Origin of the sequence: Frateuria edaphi (assembly GCF_021117405.1) — a bacterium.
Lineage (GTDB): Bacteria > Pseudomonadota > Gammaproteobacteria > Xanthomonadales > Rhodanobacteraceae > Frateuria_A > Frateuria_A edaphi.
The window spans coordinates 3,041,875-3,063,854 of the sequence record NZ_CP088251.1 but is presented as its reverse complement, the minus strand read 5'-3'; the positions used below and the strand labels follow the sequence as shown (position 1 = coordinate 3,063,854).

Here is a 21,980-nt window from a genome sequence, read left to right as displayed (position 1 = left end):
GTCGGCACACGGAGAGGATTCGAGCGAAAGCACGAGTACGAGTTCCGCCGTCCCTTTCGCTCGGACCGAACCATCCAGTCCTCGCCGTCATCCCTTCCCGGAAGGAACGGAATCGGAAGCTGCGCACCACCAAAAGCCGTTCGCCCTGGGCGTAGCGCGGTGAAGTCGAAGGGCTACCCGACTGTCCACCGACAACCCGGCCTCAGTCCTTCTTCCCCGTCTTCTCCCGAGCCTTCTTCTCCGCTGCCTGCGCCTTCTCCCACGCCTGGAACGCCTCCACGTGGGGCATCTCGCGCAGCACCTTCGAACGCGGGTCGACGATCATCAAGCTCCCTTCCGGCACGCGCAGTTCGCCTGTGCCGTCGGCCATCGCCAACGTGCGCACGGTATCGCCCACCTGCACTTCCAGTGGCATCGGGAACGGCTCGCCGTGGCCGGTCACCCAGCGGAACTGCAGGTTGTCGCCATGCCGGGTCGTCTCGAGCTTCGGCAGTGCCGCGTCATACAGGTACACGTCGAAAAACCATTTGAGGTTCTTGCCGGTCACCTGGTCGACGATGCCGAGGTAATCCTTCGTCGTGGCATAGCGCGGCTTGAAGTTGCCCGGCTTCGGATCCGGCCTTCCGTAGACCAGCCGGCGCACGCTCTCGAAGAACGCGTCGTCGCCGATCAGCCCGCGCAGCGTATGCATCACCAGCGAGCCCTTGTAATAGATGTCCAGGCCCGGCCCGGTCTTGCCGTCGTAGACCTGCTCTTCGGTCTTCGGCTGGCCGGACACGATCGGCACCTTGTTCGACAGCTTCATCCGCTCGTCGTGAAGCATCGCGAAGTACGGCATGTCGCCGTTGAGGTACTGCCCGTAGAGCGGCTGCATGTAGGTGCCGAAACCCTCGTGCAGCCACATGTCGTCCCAGTTGCGGTTGGTTACCTGGTTGCCGAACCACTCGTGCGCGAACTCGTGCTGCAGCAGCCAGTCGTAGCCGTACTCGCTCTTCGGATAGCCGTTGCCGTAGGCGTTGATGGTCTGGTGTTCCATGCCCAGGTGGGGCGTTTCGACCACACCCATCTTCTCGTCGCCGAAGGGATAGGGGCCGATTTCCTGCTCGAAGAAGTCGAGCATGCGCGGGAACTCGGCGAACAACGCCCTGGCACCGGCTTCGTGCCCGCGCAGATACCACAGTTCCATCGGGATGGTGTTGCCGTAGCGGCTCTTGTAGTCGCCCTTGAGCTCTTCGAACGGTCCCACGTTGATCGTGATCGCGTACGTGTCGGGCTGCTTGATCCGCCAGTGCCAGGTGCGCGTGGCGCCGTTGTCCTTGATGTCCACCAGCACGCCGTTGCCCGGCGCGGCCAGCGCCTTGGGCACGGTCACCCAAGTGTCCACCAGGTCCGGCTCGCCGGTGGGCTGATCGATGCACGGCCAGAACAGGTCGCAGCCCTCGCCTTCGACCGCGCTGGCGACCCACGGCTGGCCGTCCTGCGTACGGCTCCACACGAACCCGCCATCCCACGGCGCGCGCTTGGCCACGTGCGGCTGACCGCCGTAGGCGATGGTGGTGCTTACGCTGCCGCCCTTGGCCAGGGCTTGGGGCAACTGGATGCGCAGGCGGCCGTCCGGATTGCTCCAGGCGCTCCCTGCGAGCGGCTTGCCGTCGACGGCGATGCTGCGGATCGGCAGGTTCCTGTCCAGGTCCAGCAGCAGGACGTCGGTCGGCTCGCGCGCGGTAAAGCGCAACGTGGCTTCGCCATCGAGGTGGCGCTTGTCCGGATCGATGGAGAAATGCAGTTCCGCGTGGTCGAAATGCAGGCGGGCCTGCTCGGCCGGCATGGTTCCGCCGGAATCGAGCGTCTGGGCGGTGAGCTTGGGCTGCTCGACGGCGACCGGCTCGGACGCGTGCGCGCCGGCGGACAGGCCGAGCGCAACGCCAAGCGCCAGCAGGGACAGGCGTGGGTGCATGGGGACGACTCCTTGGGGTTCGATCAGCCAGCATGCCGCGTGCGCGGTTGCCGCGACTAGGCCAGAAGTCACGCCGGCGTCCGGTTATCGGCAGGAGTAGCCGAGGCGCTCGATCAGCGGCCGCAGCAGCGGCAGGACGGGTTCGAACTGGTCGCGGTAGCCGTGCCAGCGGTTGACCGACCCCGGATGGACGCCCTGGGTGACCTGCGCATAGCTGGGCGTGCTGATGAAGCGCTTGTTTTTTGCGTGATCGGCGAAGCGCGCCATCGGCGAGGCATCGGCGACGTCGAGAAACGTCCCCAGCCGCGCGAGGTGATCGTCCAGGTCGCCGACGACCGATTCATAGCGCCACTCGAGCACCCGGGGCGCGAACACCTCCGCCTGCCGATACCACTGCTCGAAGGCCTGCACGTAACCGCGCGCCAGGCGCTGCAGCGACGAACACAGCACCATGAACGCCGGTGAGCGGAACGGCTGCATGCTGCAGCTCAGCAGCACATCGCAGGGATGACGAAGGCACAGGATGATGCGCGCCTCGGGAAACAGCCGCATGATCATCGGCAGGCACAGCATGTTGAGCGGATTCTTGTCCACCAGCCGATGCCGCCCCAGGTCCGGCAACACGCGCCCGACCATCCGGAAGTAGGCCGCGCGCAGCTGGTCGGCTTCGGTCCCGGTCAGGTTCGCCAGGTCGGCCGGGTAGCGCTGGCCGACCTGCTCCATGCGTTGCGTCAGCTCATGGATGAAGGCCCGCTCGTCCATCGACCGGAAATCCGGGTGGGCATCGAGCATCTGCTCCAGCAAGGTCGTGCCCGAACGAGGAAAGCCCACGACGAAGACCGGGCTCTGCCGGCCATCCGGCGCGGGCAATGGCCTCCAGCGGGCGTGGGCGGCGCGATCGACGTCGGCCATCTGCAGAGGCTGGCTGTCGGGCGCCAGCAGTTCCGGCAGCACGGTGCGCGCGATCTCCACTTGCGCTTCGTGCGCGGCCCGCAAGGCCTGCCACGCGTCGGCGTGCTGGCCCAGCCGATCGCGCGCAGCGGCGAGGGCGAAGCCGGCGCTGGCGCGGGTTTCGTCGTCGTCGGCAAGCGCCAGCGCCTTCCGGTACAGCGTCGCCGCCTCGGCGTAGGCGCCGGCGCGCATCGCCAGCGCGGCGTGCGCGCGCCACACGTCCGCACGCACCTGGTGCGCGTCCATCGGCAAGGCGTCGAGTGCGCCGAGCGGCAGCTGCTCGAGTTGCCGTTTCGCTTCGTCGATCTGGTTGTTGCGCTCATGCAGCAACACCCGCTGCGCCGCGATGCGCAGCCGCAACAGTTCGCCCGCGGGTCCGTCGGGCAATTGCGCCTGCGCCAGCGCGCGCAGCGCGGTCTGGAGCTCGCCTTGCGCCGACAACATCGAGGAAAGGATCAACGCCTGCTCGGCCGGTTGCGCCGGCCAGTCGATGGCGCCGGCCAACATCGCCTCCTGCCAGGTATTGTCGCCGCACACGTAACAGGCGAACGCGGCCTGCAGGCGCGCGTCGATGAAGTCCGGCGCGCGTCCCACCACGTCGAGCAGCGTCTCCCGTGCCAACAGCCAGCGTCGCTGCTGGATGTAGAGCAGGCCCAGGTTGTAGAGCACGTCGGCATCGTCCGGCGCCAGCAATCTGGCCTTCGATAGCGACTGCTCGGCGGCGGCCAGGTCGCCGCTCAGCCGGCTGGCGACGCCCAGGTTGTTCCAATAGGCCGACACGTCCGGGCGCTGCTGCGCGAGTTGGCGAAACGTGGTGGCAGCCTCGCCGTAGCGGCCGGTCGCCTGTTGCGCCAGTCCGAGCAGCAGCTGGATGCCCTCGTCGGCCCGGTCGCCCGCCGCGCTGGCGAGCGCGATCACGCGCTCCATGTCGCCGGCGTTGTAGGCATCGGCCAGGTCGGTGGCGGAGTGGGGCATGCGTCCTCGATCGCGGTCGGCCGATCCGCATTATGCAAGAGGGGCCGCGGAGTTATCCGCGACCCCTCCGGGTGCCGTCAGCAAGCTTCGCTGGCGTGGAGCGTCAGAACTTCACTGTCGCACGAGCCCAGTAGTAGCGGCCGAGTACATCGTAGGTCGCGGTGTCCACGTTGTAGTTCGAACCGTTCTGGTAAAGCCGCGGCGGCTGCTTGTCCATCAGGTTGTCCACGCCGACGTCGAAGCGGGTGTGGATCGAGGGCACCGAATAGCCCAGCTGGATGGAGTGGTAGACCACCGAGGCCACCGGGATGTCCACGCCGTGGATGGCGGCGTCGGCATTGAGCGCGGTCAGGCTGTTGATGTAGCGGGACTGCCACTGGGCACTCCAGTTGCCCTTGTCCCAGTTGAGCGTGACCGTCCCGCGCCAGCGCGAGATGTTGCCGAACTGCGGCGTGTAGGTGCCGGCGTAGTTGATCGTCTCCGAGTCCGCTTCGTCCGGCGTGGCGTTGACGTTGTAGGTCGAGGTGTAGCTGGTGTTGAGGCCGGCCCGGAAGTTGCCTGGATCCATGCTGCCCACATTGAAGTGCGGGATCTTGTAGCGCAGCGTGTAGTCGATGCCGGACGTGCTGAGGGTGCCCAGGTTGACCACCGGCGTGTTGATCAGGAACACCTGGCCCGGCTGCCGGCTGGTGTTGTCCTGGCGCGTGATGAACGAGCAGTACGGGCTGGCGCTGTTGTTGTAGCAGGAGTTGACGACGGTATCGGCCTGGATCGCCGTCAGCGTGTCGGACAGGTAGATGTGCCAGAAGTCGAGGCTGGTCGAGACGCCCGGCGCCCAGTCCGGATCGTAGACCAGGCCGAAATCGATCGACTTGCCCTTCTCGGGCTTCAGCGACGCGCCCACCGTGGCGGCACCGGAATAGAACGTGTTGACCTGCGCCGGATCGTTGCCTGCCCAGTTCACCGGAACGAACTGGCAGGCCGCCTGGTGCTGCGCGAGCTCAGCCGCGGAGAGCCCGACGCAGGGGTCGTTGAGCACCGGCTGGACCAGCGTGCGACCGTCGTACAGCTCGTTGAGGTTGGGCGCGCGGAACACCTGCGAGACCGTGCCGCGTACCAGCAGGTCGTCGGTCGGGCGCCACTCGATCGCGATCTTGCCGTTGGTGGTGGTGCCGGTGGTGCTGTAGTTGGAGCTGCGCACGCCCAGGTCCAGGTACAGCGACTTGGCCCATGCCACGTCCAAGACCAGCGGGATGAGCGTCTCGGCGAACAGCTCCTTGACGTTGTAGCTGCCACGGCCGGGCGAGCCGCAGGCTTCCTGCAGGATCTGGCAGGTGGTGGTCACCGGATCGAGCACCGCGAAGTCGCTCACGGTGTAGTTCATGAACTGCTTGCGGTACAGGGCGCCGACGGACAGCTGCACCGGGCCGGCGGGCAGGTCCCACAGCTCGCCGCTGGCGTCGACCTGGGCCTGCTTGGTGGACTGGGTGAAGACGTAGATCGGCGTCTTTACGCCGGCACTCAGCACATCGCCGGCATTCGCCTGGTCGAAGATGTTCGCGCCGGCATCCACGGCGGCCTGCAACGAGGGAATGTCGACCTCGTTGGTGTCGCGCTGGTCGCGTTTGGTGTGGCTGTAGTTGATCGAGGCATCCCAGATCCAACTGCTGGTCTGGCCGAAATTGCCGCGCAGCCCCGCGTTGATCTGCCCGGTGTTGGTGGTGTAGCTGTGCACGCGCGTGCCGGCACCGGTCAGGCGGGTCTGGAAGTTGTAGCCGCTGTTCGGATCGCCGGCGATCGCGTTCTGGCTGAACGTGATGCCGAACGGATTGATCGGGTTGTCCGCGGAAATGATCAGGCCGTCGCCCGTGCCGACCGGCGAGGGCGCGTCCTGGCCGCTGGACACCGTGTGGTTGTAGAACGCGTCGACGAACGCGGTCACGTTGTCGGTGACGTTGAAGTTCGCCAGCACGAAGCCGTTGGTGCGCTTCTGCGCGGTCTGGATGTAGTTGAGCGCGGCGTAGTTGTAGGTGTCGGAGGAAAGCCGGCAGCGATAGTCCGCCTGGCTCGACCCGTCGCCCGAGGCCAGCGTCACCTGGGCGGTGCCGGTCGTCGGATCGACCGCGCAGCCATACTGGGCAGCGACCGAGGCAGGCACCTGGATGCGGCCGGTCGGGATCGAACTGGAACCGGCCGCCACCACCGAACCACTGGAGAGGTACAACTGCTGCTTGGAGAACTTGCGCTCGGCGCCGAGCGTCGCGTCGTATTTGTTGTAGTCGAGGCCGGCGGCAATGCTGTAGCGCTCGCCGGTCATGCCTCCGGTCAGGTTGAAGCCGTGGCGCCGCGAATCGCCATGGCTGGAGATGCCGTCGTTGAGGCTGAACTGGGCGCCCTTGAAGTCCTTGCGAAGGATGAAGTTGACGACGCCGCCGATGGCGTCGGAGCCGTACACCGTCGAGGCGCCTTCGGCCAGCACGTCGACCCGCTCGATCATCTCCGGCGGAATCAGGTTGATGTCCGGGTTGGCCATGCGCTGGCCGTTGACCAGCACCAGCGTGCGGTTGTTGCCCAGGCCGCGCAGCGAGACGCGCGACGCGCCATCGCCGGCTTCCAGCAACGGGCTGGCCACGCCGCCACCGTTGCTGTTGTTGGCCGGATTGGTGGCATTGCCGGAAATGCTTGGCATCTGTTGCAGCACGTCGCCCAGCACGGGCTTGCCCGAGTTGCTGATCGTTGCGCGGTCAAGCGTGATCACCGGGCTGGCCGTCTCGGCGTCTACGCGCCGGATCAGCGAGCCGGTCACCTGGACCGACTCCAGCGTTTTCGCTTCCTTCTTGGAGGGCGGCGTGGCCTGGTCTTGCGACGTCTGTTCGGTCGACTGCGGACTGTCCGGTGTCGACACTTGCGCTTGAGCCACTCCCGCTACCGAAAAAACACCCGCACTCAACGCCAGACGCACTGCCAATGACAAGTGATTCAAGTCGTATTTCATGTGCACTCCCCGGTGAAGTAAATCCCTGCTTCCCCCGCTCATTTCGAGCGCACCGAGTATGACAGCAACAACTGTTTAACAAGCAAGTGCCCATGCCCTCAGTCATGGGTGTGCAAGGCGGCTGTCATGGCCACTATCTTCCGGCCGTCTGGACGGCCGTGTGGCTCATGGCGGATCAGGTTCCGCCGTGGACCGGTTGAAGTCGCCGATGGCCGCGACCAGCTCGCTCACCGCCATCCTCTCCACCTCGCTGAGGTCGGGATTCCAGCTGTCCACGATCAGCACCACGCGGGTCTGGCCACTGCGGTTCCACGCTTCGTGCTCGAAGGTGTCGTCGAAGGTGACGCAGCGGCCTTCCTCCCACACGTGGGTTTGACCACCGACGCGCAGCGCGCAGTCGGTCGGCACGATGAGCGGAAGGTGGGTGACCAGGCGCGTGTTGGTGACACCGCGGTGCGGCAGGATGTGCGTGCCCGGGCGCAACACCGAGTAGAGGGTTTCCGGCGCGTGGTCGCGAACCCGGACCAGCGGCATGGCATCGAGCAGGCCGCTGGTACGCGGGCAGCGCGCGCAATTTCCGTCATGGCGCACGCCGTGCCGATAGAAGAAGAACGCATCCCAGGATGCCTCTTGCGCGCCGGTCGAACCGAGCAATCGCGCCGCGATCGCCTCGGCCGAGGGCGCGCCCAGGAACGGCACGAGCGGATCGTCCGCATCCGACAGCACGGCGCGCAGTTCCTCGCGTATCACATCGACCGCCGCTTCCAGTCGCGCGTGCTCCGGGAAGCGCTCGCGCGGATAGAACGGCTGGCTGGGCACGCCAGGGAAATACAGGAACAAGGGACGCTGCCGCGGATCGGGCAGAAGCGCGGGCCGCTCGCGCAGATAGATGGCCAGGCACTGGTCGACGCGGCTCAGTTCCGTCCGCCCGTATCGTTGCCGCAATGGCTCGATGACCGCGTCGAACAGTTCGCGACGGCCCGCGGCGACGTACTGCGCGGCGTGTTTCACCGCCTCGCGCACGCCCGGCGCGGTGGTCTCGTCGCTGAGCCAGCGCCCCTGCGCCTGCGCGGCGTTGATCGCGCCCTGGTAAGCGGTCACGGCCTCGTGCCGGCGCCCCTGCTGCTCGTACACCACGCCCAGGCGCAGGCGCGCGACGAACATGCCGGGCGCCAGCGCGAGGCCTTCGCGCAGGCTTTTTTCCGCGCCGCGCAGATCCCCGGCCACGACCTGTGCCGCACCCAGTTGATGCAGGATCGCGGCGTCCTGGGGCTGGGCATCGTGCGCCGTGCGCAACCATTCGATCGCGCGTGCCGCGTCGCCACGGCCGAGCTGGCAAGAGGCCAGGAATTGCAGCGTCTCGACGTCGTCGCGGCGGAGTTCGAGCAGCCTTGAAAACGCCTGCTCGGCACGGGCGAAGTCGCCGCGCTGCAGTGCTGCGCGTGCCTCTTCGCGGCAGGCCGCGACAGCCGCAGCATCGGGAGCGTGCATCGATGCGTTCATGCGCGCAGCGTACCGGATCATGCGACCGGTCATGCGGTCGCAGGGTGGGCTTCAGCCCGCCTTTCCCGGTCGCGCGGCACGGTGGGCCCTAACCCACCTTACTGATGCGTCGGCCGGGAGATCAGTGCGCGTAGCGGTGCTGCAGGAACGCGAACATGGCGCGCAGGCCCATCGCCTCGCCGCCGCGCGGGCGGCCGGGGCGGTCGGCATCGTTCCAGGCGTAGGTGTCCAGGTGCAGCCACGGCAGACCATCGGGCACGAACCGCTCCAGGTACAGCGCCGCGGTGATGGCGCCGGCATGTCGCGAGGCTCCCGAGTTGGCGAAGTCCGCCACCGACGACTCGAGCATCTTGCGGTACGGCCGCCACAGCGGCAGCCGCCACAGCGGATCGTCCACTGCACGACCGGCCTCGAGCAAGGCATCGGCCGCCGCGTCCTGGTTGGCGAACAGCACCGGCAGGTCCGGGCCCAGCGCGACGCGCGCGGCACCGGTCAGGGTGGCGAAGTCCAGCATCAGGTCCGGCTGCTGCTCCGCGCCATAGGCGATCGCGTCGCACAGGATGAGGCGACCCTCGGCATCGGTGTTGTCCACTTCCACCGTGTGGCCGGCGCGGGTGGTGATGACCTCGCCCGGGCGCATCGCGTTGCCGGCGATGGCGTTCTCCACCGCGGGCACCAGCAGCGTCAGCCGCACCGGCAGCTGCGCCTGCATCACCAGTCCGGCCAGGGCGATCGCGTGCGCCGCGCCACCCATGTCCTTCTTCATGTTGCGCATGCCATCGGACGGCTTGATGTCCAGCCCGCCGGTGTCGAAGCACACGCCCTTGCCGACGATCACCAGCCTCGGATCGGACGCCTTGCCCCAACTCAACTCGACCAGCCGCGGCGCGCGATGGCTGGCGCGCCCGACGGCGTGGATGGTGGGGAAGTTGGCCTTGAGCAGCTCATCGCCGACCCAATCGCGGATCTTGGCCTTGTGCGCCTTGGCCACCTGCTTCACGGCATCGGCCAGTTGCTCCGGGCCCATGTCCTCGGTCGGCGTGTTGACCAGGTCGCGCACGCGCGCGGTGGCTTCGATGAGCGGCGCCAGCGCGGCAAGCTCCGCGGCGGGTATGGCCAACGTGGCCGGCACGCGCCCGCCCTTGCGATAGCGCTCGAAACGGTAGGCGCCCAGCGCCCAGCCCAGCGCTGCGTGGTGCGTATCGGCAAGCGCGCCGGCCTCGGCCAGATGATAGGTGCCGGCCGGCAGCGCATACGGCAGTCCGGCCAGTGCGCCCAGCGGCTCGGACGGATCGACCGCCACCAGCACGCGGGCGAGCTTGCCGCTGGCATCGGGCAACAGGGCGAAGCGTCCTGGCCTGGGTTCGAAGCCGGTCTGTTCCAGCCAGCGGCGCTGAGTGGCGTCCAGGCGCTTCAAGGTGTTCTTGTAGCGCGCGCTGTCGATGGTCTCGATGGCGACGCCCTGGGCCTTGCCGGCCTTGCGTTCGGTCAGGGCGGACGTGGAGCGCTCCGGCATGGCTTCGTGCCTCATGGCTGCGGCGAGTCGACCATGATGCGCCGATGCGTGGGAGATGCCAAACCGCCACCAGCTACGCACCCGATAACGCGTGCGAAGCAGATCCCTGTAGGAGCGCACTTGTGCGCAACCGCCATCTCCCCGGTCGCGCACGGGTGCTACAAGGGGCGGAACCGATGCGTGTGCCGCCTTCGCTGCTCCTACAAGGTTTGCGAACCGGAGCCGCCTGCCAGCCCCTGGCTGCGCTCCAGCCAACCCGCCAGCGCACCCATGTCGGGCAGGTCCAGGTCCGGTGGTTCGCCCAGCCCGTCCGGCCACGGCAGCCGCTCGCGGTTGATCCACGCCGTGCGCAGGCCCGCCTCGCGCGCGCCGCGCATATCCAGGTCGGCGTCGTCGCCTACGTGCAGGATGTGCTCCGGCGGCACGCCGAGCCGCTCGGCCGCCACCTGGAAAATCCGCACGTCCGGCTTGCCCACGCCGGTGTCGCGCGCGCAGACCTGGCAATGGAAATGCGCGTGGATGCCGATCCGTTCCAGATCCGCGTTGCCGTTGGTCAGGCTCGCCACCGGCCAGCGCGCGGTGATCCGCTCGAGCGCCGGCAGGGCGTCCGTATAGAGCTCCACGCGGTTGCGTGCGGCGTAGTAGACCTCCCACAACGCCTCGATCGGCGCCTGGGCCAACCCGCAGGCTTCGAAGGCGCGCTGCATGGTCAGGTGGCGCTGCGTGGTGAAGTCGTGCGCCAGGTCCAGCCGCTCGGCGGCGACCTGCGCGCGCAGCTGGCGCATCGCGGGAATCGGCCAGCGCGTGGCGACTTCCGGATGGTGCGTGCGCAGGTAGGCGTCAAGCTCGCGGTCGGCGCACTCCAGGGCCGGCAGCACCGGCCACAGGGTGTCGTCCAGGTCCAGCGTCAGCGCGAGGATGCGCATGCGCGCACCCGCGCTCAGCGCTCGCCGAGGCGCAACACCTGGCCGGCCTTCAGCTCGTTGCCCTTCAGGTGGTTCCAGGCGCGCAGGTCGGATACGTCGACCGAGTGCGAGCGGGCGATCGAGGACAGCGTGTCGCCCTTGGTGACCTTGTAGGTGCGCGGCTTGGCGACGGTGGACTTGACCGTGGCGCTGGCGGAGACCTTGGCGAAGGCGGGGCCGCGCGCGGCGGCGGCATCGACGGTGGTCGCCTCGCCGTGCACGCCCTTCAGGCTGGCCTTTTCGGCGGCCTTGGCGCGGCGTTCCTCCAGCGCGCGCTTGGCCTCGGCGGTGCGCTCGGAGGTCGGCGCGATGGCGGCGCTCGAAGCGTACGTGGCGCCCGGCGCGGCAACCGGCGGCGCGGCGCTCGGCGTCGGCTGCGCCACGGCATGCGCGCCTACCGCGGCGAGGATCTGCGCGCGGCGCGAGGCATCGGCCGCAGCCAGCGCGCTGCCGGCGGCGTAAGGCACGGTGTTGTGCCCGCGCAGGGCGGCGGTGGCCTGGTTGGAGGTGGCGAAGTCGACGAAGGCCTTGGCCTCGGCCGCGTGCGGGCTGGACGGGTTGGTCACCAGGTAGAGCGGCGAGTAGAGCTCGTAGCGGCCGCTGGCGACGGTGGCGGCGCTGGGCGCGGTGCCGTCGATGCGGATCATCTTCACCTTGCCGTTGCCGGCCACGCGCGAAAGCGTGGTCACGCCGATCGCCTTCGGATCGAGCGCCACCGCTTCCTCGAGCTTGGCCGTGTTGACGTACAGGCGCGGCGCCGCGACCGGCTGGTTGCCGCGGCCGAACAGCAGCTTGCGCAGGCTGAACTCGACGCCGTCACCGGGGCTCGCCACCGCGTAAACGTTCATCGGTGCGCTGCGGCCACCGACGTCGCTCCAGTTGGTGATCTTGCCGTAATAGATATCGTGCAACTGCTTGAGGCTGAGGTTGCTGACCGGGTTGCTCGGGTGGGTGATCATCACCAGCCCGTCCCACGCCACCGGGGTGAACACCAGCCCGGACTCCTGCGCGCTGCCGTTGCCGTCGCGCGCGCTGCCGGCGATGTCGGCGCTGCCGCTGCGCAGCGCATCCAGGCCCGAGGCGGTATTGAACGGCTGCACGTCGACTTTGCCGTGACCGCTCCGGCTCCAGGCGGAGGCCAGGTCCTGCACCAGCCCTCGCGTGGTGGCCACGTCGCCGCGCAGGGTCAGGGTGGGCCCGGCGGCGAGTGCGACCGTGGTGAGGCAGGCGCCCAGCAGGGCGGCGACGGACAGGCGAACGGAACGGACGGGCATGACTTCGGACGACCTACGGCTTCGATGAGTGGCGTGAGCGTGCCGTGTAGATGGCACGCGCGCAGTGATGGGAGTCCGGTATTTCATCGGTCCGGTCGCCAAACATCAAGCACGGTCACAGGTTGGCGTTAAGCAAAGGCGGAGTAGGGGCGCGAACGCTCAGCGCCCTCTCCCCGCCGGAGAGCGGGAGTTCGATCGGCGCCGCCCTCAATCCATGGGCACGTATCGCACGCCCTCATCGTTCTCCACCACCAGCACCAGCTGCCGCGGCTGCATCGCCACCAGCCCGCTCAGTTCGCGCAGGCTCGTGACACGCCGGTTGTTCACGCCGATCACGATATCGCCCTCGTCCAATCCGAGGCGGTCGGCACGGCTGCCGCCCTGCACCGACGTGACCGCCACGCCGGCGACGCCCTGGCCGCGCTGCGCCATCGACAGCTCGCTGAAACGCACCCCGGCCAGCCGCTGATCGAGCGTGGCGCCGTCGACGGTGGCGAGCTTCTCCGGCGTCAGCGTGGCCTGCACCTGGCGGGCCTCGCCGTTGCGCGTGAGCTTCAGCGTGACCTGGCTGCCCAGCGGCAACAGGCCTTCGGCGTTGTGCAGTTCGTCGCTGTCGTGCAGCGGCTTGCCGTCGATCGCCTGCAGCACGTCGCCTGGCGCGAGTCCCGCATGCGACGCGGCCGAGTCGGGCGCGACGCGGGTCACCACCACGCCCTGGTCGGTCGACAGGTTCAGCAGCCTGGCGATGCGCGGGGTGATGTCCTGCGTCTGCACGCCCAGGCTCCCGCGCACCACCTTGCCGTGCGCGATCAACTGCCGCATCACCTGCGTGGTGAGGTCGCTGGGGATGGCGAAGCCGATGCCCACGTTACCGCCCGACGGTGACAGGATCATCGTGTTGATCCCGACCAGCTCGCCGTTCAAATTGACCAGCGCGCCGCCCGAATTGCCGGGGTTGATCGAGGCATCGGTCTGGATGAAGTTCTGGTAGCCCGCGCCACCGAGCCCCGAGCGGCCCAGCGCCGAGACGATGCCCGAGGTGACCGTCTGCCCCAGCCCGAACGGATCGCCCACCGCCACCACGAAATCGCCCACGCGCAGGTTCGACGAGTCCGCCACCGGCAGCGCCTTCAGTCCCTTGGCCGGAATCTGCACGACCGCCACGTCGGTATCCGGATCCGTGCCGATCAGCTTGCCCTTGAAGGTGCGTCCGTCCTGCAGCGTCACGGTGATGTCGTCCGCGCCGCCGACCACGTGGTTGTTGGTCAGGACATAGCCCTTGGCGGCATCCACGATCACACCCGAACCCAGGCTCTGCTCCACCCGCTCGCGCGGCGAGGAGGGCAGGCCGAAGAACTGGCGGAAGATCGGATCGTCGAAGTACGGATCACGCACCGCCACCCGCGTCCTGGTGGAGATGTTCACCACCGCCGGCGTCACCTTCTGAAGCATCGGCGCCAGCGAGGGCATCGGCTGGCCGGCCACGCTCGCAGGCAGCGCGGCGCGGCTGGCGAGGGGCCAGCCAAGCAGCAGCGCACTGCACAGGATGAGGGCGCTCGCGGGCGAAGGGCGACGGGCGGTCATGCGGTTCTCCTTGACTTGAAAACGGACCCAACCTGCGACTGTAAACCGAGCCTCCGGGTTCCACGGTGACGACGACGCGCGGCGGATCGGGCGCCAGCCAATGCAGGCCGTGCCTGACAGAAATTTCTGTTGACGCCTACGCAGGCCAGAGATACCGTTCATGCCCGGTCGCACCACAACATCTTGTGTGAGTCGTTCGGGCTCCCACCCAAGTGCTGTGTCGATGCGGCAACCTCGGGGGAGGACGCCGCAAGGCCGGATATTCAAGGAAAACGCGCGCGCTCCGCCTCGCCAGGGCCTTGAAGGGAACCGGCGGCGCCGCGGCGGCGTTGGTCAAAACAACAGATGGGTCGCAAGGCCGGGAGTCAGACAATCCGATGAGCACGATGCGTGCACCACTCGCCGCCAACCGTGATGCCACGGCCATCCCGCTGCAGCCGGCCTCCTACGACATCTGGGACAAGAAGTACCGCCTGCGCACCAAGGCGGGCGAGCCGGTGGACGGAACCATCGACGAGACCTGGCAGCGCGTCGCGCGCGCCCTGTCCGACGTGGAAGCGACCGACGAACTGCGCGCGCACTGGTTCGAGCGCTTCCTGTGGGCGCTGCGCCGCGGTGCGATCCCGGCCGGCCGCATCACCTCCAACGCCGGTGCCCTTGAGCACAAGCCGGCGACCTCCACGATCAACTGCACCGTGTCGGGCACCATCCGCGACTCGATGGACGACATCCTGGAGAAGGTCCACGAGGCGGGCCTGACGCTGAAGGCCGGCTGCGGCATCGGCTACGAGTTCTCCACGCTGCGCCCGCGCGGCGCGTACGTCTCCGGTGCCGGCGCCTACACCTCCGGCCCGCTGTCGTTCATGGATATCTACGACAAGATGTGTTTCACCGTGTCGTCGGCCGGCGGCCGCCGCGGCGCGCAGATGGGCACGTTCGACATCTCCCATCCCGATGCCAAGGAATTCATCCGCGCCAAGCGCGAGGACGGCCGGCTGCGCCAGTTCAACCTTTCCCTGCTGATCACCGACGGCTTCATGCAGGCGGTCGAGCACGACCAGGACTGGCCGCTGGTGTTCCCGGTGCACGTCAAGGAGCAGGACGAGATCGACCTTGCCGACCCGACCAAGGTCGTCTGGCGCGAGTGGCCCACCCACGAGAACTACGTCGACCGCGAGGACGGCCTGGTCGCCTGCAAGATCTACGGCACCATCCGCGCGCGGCACCTGTGGGACATGATCATGGTCTCGACGTACGACTACGCCGAGCCCGGGTTCATCCTGATCGACAAGGTCAACGAGATGAACAACAACTGGTGGTGCGAGCACATCCGCGCCACCAACCCCTGCGGCGAGCAGCCGCTGCCGCCGTACGGCTCCTGCCTGCTCGGCTCGATCAACCTGACCACCTTCGTGCGCGACCCGTTCGGCCCGAAGGCCCGCTTCGACTGGGACGAATACCGCGAAGTGGTCAAGGTGTTCACCCGCATGCTCGACAACGTGGTCGAGATCAACGGCCTGCCGCTGGAGCAGCAGCGTAACGAGATCATGAGCAAGCGCCGCCACGGCATGGGCTTCCTCGGCCTGGGCTCGACCCTGACCATGCTCAAGATGCGCTACGGCTCCGAAGCGGCGGTCGGCTTCACCGAGGACGTCTCCCGCGAGATGGCCGTGGCCGGCTGGGAAGTCGCGCTGGACCTGGCCAAGGAAAAGGGCCCGGCCCCGGTGCTCGCCAGGGACTACACCGTCACCGGCGACATGCTGCGCAAGCGCCCGGAAATGGCGAAGGACGGCTACAAGGTCGGCGACACCATCCCCGGCCGCGTGCTGCACGCCAGGTACAGCCGCTACATGCAGCGCATCGCCACCGTCGCGCCGAACCTGGTCGAACAGCTCGCCGAGACGGGCGCGCGCTTCACCCACCACAGCTCGATCGCGCCGACCGGCACCATCTCGCTGTCGCTGGCCAACAACGCCTCCAACGGCATCGAGCCGAGCTTCGCCCACCACTACTCGCGCAACGTGATCCGCGAGGGCAAGAAGTCCAAGGAAAAGGTCGAGGTCTACAGCTACGAGCTGCTCGCCTACCGCGCCCTCATCAACGCGAACGCGCTGCCGTTCACCGACGAGGCGGCCAACAAGCTGCCCGAGTACTTCGTGGCCGCCGACGACATCAGCCCGAAGGAACACGTGGATATCCAGGCCGCCTCGCAGAAGTGGATCGACTCGTCCATTTCCAAGACCGCCAACGTCCCCACCGACTACCCGTACGAAGACTTCAAGGACATCTACTTCTACGCCTACAAGCAGGGCCTGAAGGGGTGCACCACCTTCCGCTTCAACCCCGCCGCCTTCCAGGGCGTGCTGGTCAAGGAGACGGACCTTGCGAACACCCTCTACCGCTTTGAATTGGAAGACGGTAGCGTTATCGAACTGAAGGGAAATGAGCAGGTGGAATATGACGGCGAAATGCACACCGCCGCCAACCTGTTCGATGCCCTGAAGGAAGGCTATTACGGCAAGTTCTAGCCAACGCAGGTCTCACACAAAAACCTAAGTCGGAGGGGAAGACCAGATGTCCATCGATACCGAGAACCAAGCGCAGAACAGTTCCATGCCGTCCACGGGCGACACGCCGGCCGCTGCGCCGATGGGCGCCCCGGCTCCGCAGACGCCGGCACCGGCGAAGAAGGCTGCGCCGAAGAAGTCGTCGGCCAAGAAGGCGGCTCCGAAGAAGGCCGCCGCCAAGAAGGCTGCGCCGAAGAAGGCTGCGGCCAAGAAGGCGGCTCCGAAGAAGGCCGCTGCCAAGAAGGCTGCGCCGAAGAAGGCCGCGGCCAAGAAGGCGGCTCCGAAGAAGGCCGCTGCCAAGAAGGCAGCACCGAAGAAGGCCGCTGCCAAGAAGGCGGCCCCGAAGAAGGCTGCCGCCAAGAAGGCCGCGCCGAGGAAGGCTGCTGCCAAGAAGGCAGCCCCGAAGAAGGCCGCTGCCAAGAAGGGCGCTTCGAAGAAGGCGGTCGCCAGGAAGGCACCGGCCAAGAAGGTCAGCAGCAAGAAGACGGCCATGAAGAAGGCCGCTCCCAAGAAGGCGGCAGGGAAGAAGTCCGCCAGCAAGAAGGCCGTCGCCAAGTCGACGGTCAAGCGGTCCACTGCCAGCAAGAAGGCGGCGCCGAAGAAGGCTGCCCGCCGCAAGTAAGCCGTACCGACCCCGGCCCGGGTTCGCCCGGGCCGGAGTCTTCCGCACCACCCGCGCCGCGCGCACCGCCCTCCCGCCAGGGACCGCGAACCCAAAGCCACCACCGCGCGTGCTGCCTTCCCGCACAAGCGGAAATCCATTTGCTCCTGCCCTTAGAAGGGCCGCCCCAGATGGATTCCCCCTTCTGCGAGCTTCAACGCATCGTCCAACCACCGGCCGCGTGTCGACGGCCCGCCAGAGAAAGAGAAAACACCCATGACGATCAAGATCGAAAAGAAGATCAAGGGCTACCAGGTCGTCAAGCCCGAAGACAAGGCCGCCCCGGTCGCTGCCCAACCTGAGAAGAAGGCCGCCGAGCCGCGCCAAGCCGAAATCATCCAGATGCACGAGAGTGTCGAGCGTCCCGAATCGCTCGTCGGCTCCACCTTCAAGATCAAGTCGCCGCTGTTCGAGCACGCGCTGTACGTCACCATCAACGACATCGTGCTCAACCAGGGCACGCCGCACGAACAGCGCCGTCCCTTCGAGATCTTCATCAACTCGAAGAACATGGACCACTTCCAGTGGATCGTGGCGCTCACCCGCATCCTCTCGGCCGTGTTCCGCAAGGGCGGCGACGTGACCTTCATCGTCGAGGAGCTGAAGGCGGTGTTCGACCCGCGCGGTGGGTATTTCAAGGCCGGCGGCGTCTACATGCCGAGCATCGTGGCCGAGATCGGCGCGGTGATCGAGCAGCATATGAAGAACATCGGGCTCATCCACGATCCGGAGATGGACGAGGCGCAGAAGAAGCTGATTGCCGAGAAGCGGGCGGCGTATGAGGCGGCTTCGGCGGGGAAGAAGGCGGCTGAGGCTGCGGCGAGCAGCGAGAGCAATGCCAGCGGGTTCCCGCCGGGGGCGACCTTGTGCGCCAAGTGCAATACGCAGGCGCTGGTGCTGATGGATGGGTGTCAGACTTGTTTGAATTGTGGATATTCGAAGTGCGGGTGACTGTTTCACTCCTAAGGACAGGAAAAAGGCGGCTGTGAGGCCGCCTTTTGCTTATCTATAGGTAGCTGGCTATCAAGTTCCGAGTTTCGCAGCATGTGAAAGGAGTCAGAATTCTATGGCAGCAAGAAAAAGTGCGGCGCCGGCCCCCCAGCCAGCAAATCTAACGGCCGAACAAATGCGATCCGCCATACCAAAGCTGGAGCGGCGCATCAAAGATCTTGAAGACTTTGATCCGAGGTCTCTCAAACAGCGCAGCGACCCTCGCATAGAAGCCATTGAAACTAAACTCGCTGACACAATTTCGGAGGTGTTCGGTCACGGGACTATTGAGTGCCATCGGTTCGCTTCAAGCTCACTCGACCGCGCTGGCTACAACATGATGTATGCCACTCCTCTTTCGGATGTGATCGAGAGCGTCGCTGAAAGTAAGCAGCGAGAGCTTTCGAATCTCCGCACCATCATCGAACTTTTTCAGGAAAAGCTCGCCGATGGGGGAGAGACTCCGGCAACTCGCGCGAAGCGGGCCTTTGAGGATCTCAATCTACACCCTGAACTAGCGCGCGCATGTACAAAGCTCTTTCAAAACGGGCACTACGCGGAGGCAGTTGAGGCTGGCTGTAAAGTTCTCGATATGCTGGTAAAAATGCGGAGCATGCGCCAAGACCTTAGCGGCACGGAACTCATGCAGCTTGTGTTTAGTCCGAAGGCTCCAATTTTAAAATACAACGACCAAACGAATGATAGTGAAAAGAGCGAGCAACAAGGGATGATGTTTCTGTTTGCTGGCGCGATGCTGGCGCTCCGGAATCCTCGCGCACATGGATTGGTTGAAGACCACCCGCAAAATGCCGTCGAATATCTTTCGTTCCTGAGTATGTTGGCAAATTCGCTCGATCGTACTAACGCTTAGCCTTCTGTTCTTTGCCACTTTTATGTTGCTGTCTTTGTTTTAGGGTCGGCACTCATCCGTCAGGGTAAGCATGCAAAATGAGGTAAAAGCCGTGAGCCTTCAAGATTTCCTTTCCAATCATAATATCTCTACTCCGGAATGGGAGTCTGCCGATTGCCTCTGGGACCAGCTCTTAAAAATAAGGGACGCATTCATACAGCAGGCCCCAAATCTGATGGAGAATGCGCAATTTCTGGCTTCCGCCATCCAAAAAATTCCGGCAGTCCACTCGGTCCGCTGGCGAGTAAAAAATCCGGACCACCTAATCGAAAAGATTATCAGGAAGCGGGCAAGTAAGGCGTCGAAGTATGACAATATAGATGCCTCAAACTACCACACTGCCGTAACTGATCTGGTAGGAATCCGCGCGCTCCACCTTTATAAGGCAGACTGGTCCACCATTCATCGAGATTTGGTGGGAATTCTCGAATTGAAAGAGAAACCAGTGGCGTATATCCGAACTGGCGATCCAAGCGAGCTATCCGAGGCCTATGCGTCTGCGGGAATCGATATTCAAGAACATAAACAGGGCTACCGGTCGATTCATTACGTTTTTGAAACAAGACCCCTGAACAGGCCGATCGTTGCCGAGTTGCAAGTTAGGACAATTTTCGAGGAAGGATGGAGCGAGATCGACCATTCGATCCGCTACCCCAACTTTAGCGACGATAAAATAGTTGCTTACTTCCTGACCATATTTAACAGACTATGCGGAAATGCGGACGAAATGGGTTCCTTCGTTCGAGGTTTAAAGGAAACAATCGACCGCCATAAAACTGAGCTGCACGCCGCCCAGAGCGAAAACGCGCGCAACCTGGAAGAAATAGACCGATTACTGAGCTCGCTCGAGGGGCTAAAAAGGCAGGACGCATCCTCACAGCAAACGATTAACCAACTAAGGTCTCAGGTATCGGAGCTAAAGAACAGAGAATCACAAACTCATCGATACAGTTCCCTCGGGGATATCCTTAATAATCTAAGCATTCAAGAGGCGCTGGATAAAGCGACCGGTAAGGGTTATTTAGAGGCAGCCCGTACAGCGATGGGCGTCGAACACCTGAATAAGCTATACCAGCTTACCAGGGGGCCTAGCGAAGGGCCGTAATAAAGAAAGGGGCGGGGCAATTAAGGTCACCTAAAAAATGGGCCAGGTTCGTTTTCATCGGTTCGGAATAGAGGGCGGAGGGAATTAAGGCGTTCCATCTTTCCTCGCCTGACTCAAAACAAGCAAAACGGGGTCAGGTTCACTTACCTCCAGTCAAGAAGTGAACCTGATCCCTTTCTGATTGCTTAAGGTTCGTGTCCCGCTCCCCACCCCCACCCAAGGCCGGTTGGCAGCTCGGTGTCTACGGTCCGTAGAGAGGAATTTTTGTGTCAGAGATCGTCGAGGATTGTCCCAGGTGCGGCGCGCACAAGGTCACGTTCTCTTTATTTAGCGCAGTAGAGACGGCTCGCACCACACCAGGCGCGCAAACGTTTGAGCTATTTGCAGCGTGCCGAGCTTGCGGCACGTCAACGGTTTTCGTTCTTAAGCAACGATCACGCTACTTGGGGGCGCAAAACTGGGATTCAGGGACAGTCATTAATACGGGCGCCCGACTGCGCGAATTTTTTGAACTCATAGGATATATTTCGGCAAAAGACCGAACCGGCATATCACCCCCAGAATACTTGCCGGACAACATAGAAAACGCTTTCAACGAGGGCGCGATTTGCTTAGCCGTAGGCTGCCCGAACGCCGCGGCTGCCATGTTCCGCCTCTGCATTGATTTGGCGACCAAGCCGATGCTACCTGCTGATGCCAGTGAGCCGCCGCCTGCCAAAATCCGCCGGAGTTTGGGCTTGCGGCTCGAATGGTTGTTCGAAAACAACCGGTTGTCGAGTGGACTCCGGGAGCTTGCGGAATGTCTCCACCAAGACGGCAACGACGGTGCACACGATGGCACGTTGACCTTGGATGAGGCGCAGGACCTCCTCGATTTCACGGTTGCGCTTCTGGAGCGCATGTATACGGAGCCCAGGAAACTCGAGCTTGCGAAGCAGAGGCGAGACGAAAGGCGGGGGAGTCGGAGCTGACTAAAAACAAGGGTCATCATTTCGCCGCCCAAAAATACGGGTCAGAGTGCACTTTTTGGAAAGTCGACTCTGACCTCTGCTTTTGGCGGCCAACACGTCCGCACGCTCACTGGGTGCGCGATAGCCGAACTTCTCGACGAATCTACCAAAAATGGGGTCAGGTTCATTTTCTGGGCCTCGAAAATGAACCTGACCCCATTCTTTTATTCTTTTGACCCCGTTCTTTTCATTCTTTTGATTCTTTTAGTAGCGCCGGGCTCCGATTTTTCCCCGCAAAAACCAAAAACTGGGGTCAGAGTGCACTTTTAAAATCGGCTCTGATTCCTGTTTCGGACTGTTTCGGACGATTTATTACGTCCAATAAAAAGGGGTCAGGTTCATTTAATTGGTCCCCCGCTCGCCGGCGTCCCCTGCTTGCCGCCTCAACAGCCCGGTCGGGCGCCTATTCCACCTTCAGCAACGCCAGCGCCTGATGCCGTGCCGAGGCGCGAAGCGACCGGCGTAGCTCGGGGTCGTTGGTGGTGCGTGCCAGCACCATCCCGCCTACGCACAGGGCGACCATCGCCTCGGCGCGTCGGGGCGCGTCGCGAACGCCCTTGAGCGCGGTCCGGTAGATGTGTCCCATGCCCCGGATAAGGCTCGTATAGGCCTCCTGCGGCTCCAGCCCCGCGCGCGCCACGTCCGAGGGCAGGGCATAGAGGGGGCAGTGCAGGTCGATATTCGCCAGCGTTTCGTCGCTCAGATAGAGCTCTACCAGCATGCGGGCGAGCGCGCGCGGGTCGCGCAGCTTGTCCGCGTCATCGGCTGTCCGGATGGCGAATGGATTGCAGGTGGCGAAGCTCGCCACGGCCGCGGCATACAGTTCGCTCTTGCTCCGGAAGTGATGGTAGAACGCGCCGCGCGTGAGCCCGGCGTCGGCCATGATCTGGTCGATGGTGACCTGCTCGAACCCATGGCGATTGAACAGGCGGCGCGCGGACTCGATGACGCGTGCGCGTGTCTGTACGGCATGTTCGGGACGGTAGGACATGGTGTGGAACCTCCGGCAGCGAGGTA

15 protein-coding genes are annotated in these 21,980 nt (G+C 64.9%); 6 read left to right on the top strand and 9 right to left on the bottom strand.

Annotation, left to right across the window (positions count from 1 at the left end):
* Window positions 1-202 precede the first annotated feature (202 nt).
* The 8 genes from LQ772_RS14300 to LQ772_RS14265 all read right to left on the bottom strand — a co-directional run bounded on the left by LQ772_RS14300 (window position 203) and on the right by LQ772_RS14265 (window position 13,720).
* Window positions 203-1,957, bottom strand: coding sequence for a M1 family metallopeptidase (locus tag LQ772_RS14300; RefSeq protein ID WP_231321702.1), 1,755 nt, complete (start codon window positions 1,955-1,957; stop codon window positions 203-205).
* An 84-nt stretch (window positions 1,958-2,041) separates the two neighbouring features.
* Window positions 2,042-3,883 carry a tetratricopeptide repeat-containing sulfotransferase family protein gene (locus LQ772_RS14295; protein ID WP_231321701.1) on the bottom strand — a complete coding sequence of 614 codons (1,842 nt, stop codon included), beginning with the start codon at window positions 3,881-3,883 and terminating at the stop codon, window positions 2,042-2,044.
* Window positions 3,884-3,986: 103 nt separating this feature from the next.
* Window positions 3,987-6,803 (bottom strand): TonB-dependent receptor domain-containing protein, encoded by a 2,817-nt coding sequence (locus tag LQ772_RS14290; protein WP_231321698.1) that lies wholly within the window; start codon window positions 6,801-6,803, stop codon window positions 3,987-3,989.
* Between the two features lie 240 nt (window positions 6,804-7,043).
* Window positions 7,044-8,369, bottom strand: a complete 1,326-nt coding sequence (locus LQ772_RS14285) for an aspartyl/asparaginyl beta-hydroxylase domain-containing protein (RefSeq protein WP_425600851.1) — start codon at window positions 8,367-8,369, stop codon at window positions 7,044-7,046.
* Between the two features lie 133 nt (window positions 8,370-8,502).
* Entirely contained in the window at window positions 8,503-9,897 is a 1,395-nt protein-coding gene (locus tag LQ772_RS14280; protein ID WP_231321693.1) for a leucyl aminopeptidase family protein, read from the bottom strand.
* Between the two features lie 200 nt (window positions 9,898-10,097).
* Window positions 10,098-10,823, bottom strand: coding sequence for an HAD family hydrolase (locus tag LQ772_RS14275; protein WP_231321691.1), 726 nt, complete (start codon window positions 10,821-10,823; stop codon window positions 10,098-10,100).
* Between the two features lie 14 nt (window positions 10,824-10,837).
* Window positions 10,838-12,136, bottom strand: coding sequence for a LysM peptidoglycan-binding domain-containing protein (locus tag LQ772_RS14270; protein WP_231321690.1), 1,299 nt, complete (start codon window positions 12,134-12,136; stop codon window positions 10,838-10,840).
* A 207-nt stretch (window positions 12,137-12,343) separates the two neighbouring features.
* A complete protein-coding gene (locus tag LQ772_RS14265; RefSeq protein ID WP_231321689.1) occupies window positions 12,344-13,720 on the bottom strand; it encodes a DegQ family serine endoprotease in 1,377 nt (458 codons plus the stop codon).
* Window positions 13,721-14,097: 377 nt separating this feature from the next.
* Here LQ772_RS14265 and LQ772_RS14260 point away from each other — a divergent pair, with 377 nt between their 5' ends.
* The 6 genes from LQ772_RS14260 (at window position 14,098) to LQ772_RS14235 (ending at window position 20,924) form a co-directional block, all read left to right on the top strand.
* Window positions 14,098-16,248: an adenosylcobalamin-dependent ribonucleoside-diphosphate reductase gene (locus LQ772_RS14260; protein WP_231321688.1), complete on the top strand. Its 2,151-nt coding sequence runs from the start codon at window positions 14,098-14,100 to the stop codon at window positions 16,246-16,248.
* 46 nt (window positions 16,249-16,294) lie between these two features.
* The gene (locus LQ772_RS14255; RefSeq protein WP_425600796.1) at window positions 16,295-16,909 is read left to right on the top strand and encodes a histone H1-like repetitive region-containing protein; all 615 of its coding nucleotides are present in this window, start codon (window positions 16,295-16,297) and stop codon (window positions 16,907-16,909) included.
* A 255-nt stretch (window positions 16,910-17,164) separates the two neighbouring features.
* Window positions 17,165-17,899 carry a TSCPD domain-containing protein gene (locus tag LQ772_RS14250; RefSeq protein WP_231321687.1) on the top strand — a complete coding sequence of 245 codons (735 nt, stop codon included), beginning with the start codon at window positions 17,165-17,167 and terminating at the stop codon, window positions 17,897-17,899.
* A 115-nt stretch (window positions 17,900-18,014) separates the two neighbouring features.
* Window positions 18,015-18,809 (top strand): TIGR02391 family protein, encoded by a 795-nt coding sequence (locus tag LQ772_RS14245; RefSeq protein ID WP_231321686.1) that lies wholly within the window; start codon window positions 18,015-18,017, stop codon window positions 18,807-18,809.
* 91 nt (window positions 18,810-18,900) lie between these two features.
* Window positions 18,901-19,953, top strand: a complete 1,053-nt coding sequence (locus tag LQ772_RS14240) for a RelA/SpoT domain-containing protein (RefSeq protein ID WP_231321684.1) — start codon at window positions 18,901-18,903, stop codon at window positions 19,951-19,953.
* 266 nt (window positions 19,954-20,219) lie between these two features.
* Window positions 20,220-20,924 (top strand): DUF4145 domain-containing protein, encoded by a 705-nt coding sequence (locus LQ772_RS14235; RefSeq protein WP_231321682.1) that lies wholly within the window; start codon window positions 20,220-20,222, stop codon window positions 20,922-20,924.
* A 442-nt stretch (window positions 20,925-21,366) separates the two neighbouring features.
* On the opposite strand, the gene LQ772_RS14230 is transcribed toward LQ772_RS14235, so the two are convergent.
* A complete protein-coding gene (locus LQ772_RS14230) occupies window positions 21,367-21,954 on the bottom strand; it encodes a TetR/AcrR family transcriptional regulator (RefSeq protein ID WP_231321680.1) in 588 nt (195 codons plus the stop codon).
* Between the last annotated feature and the right edge of the window lie 26 nt (window positions 21,955-21,980).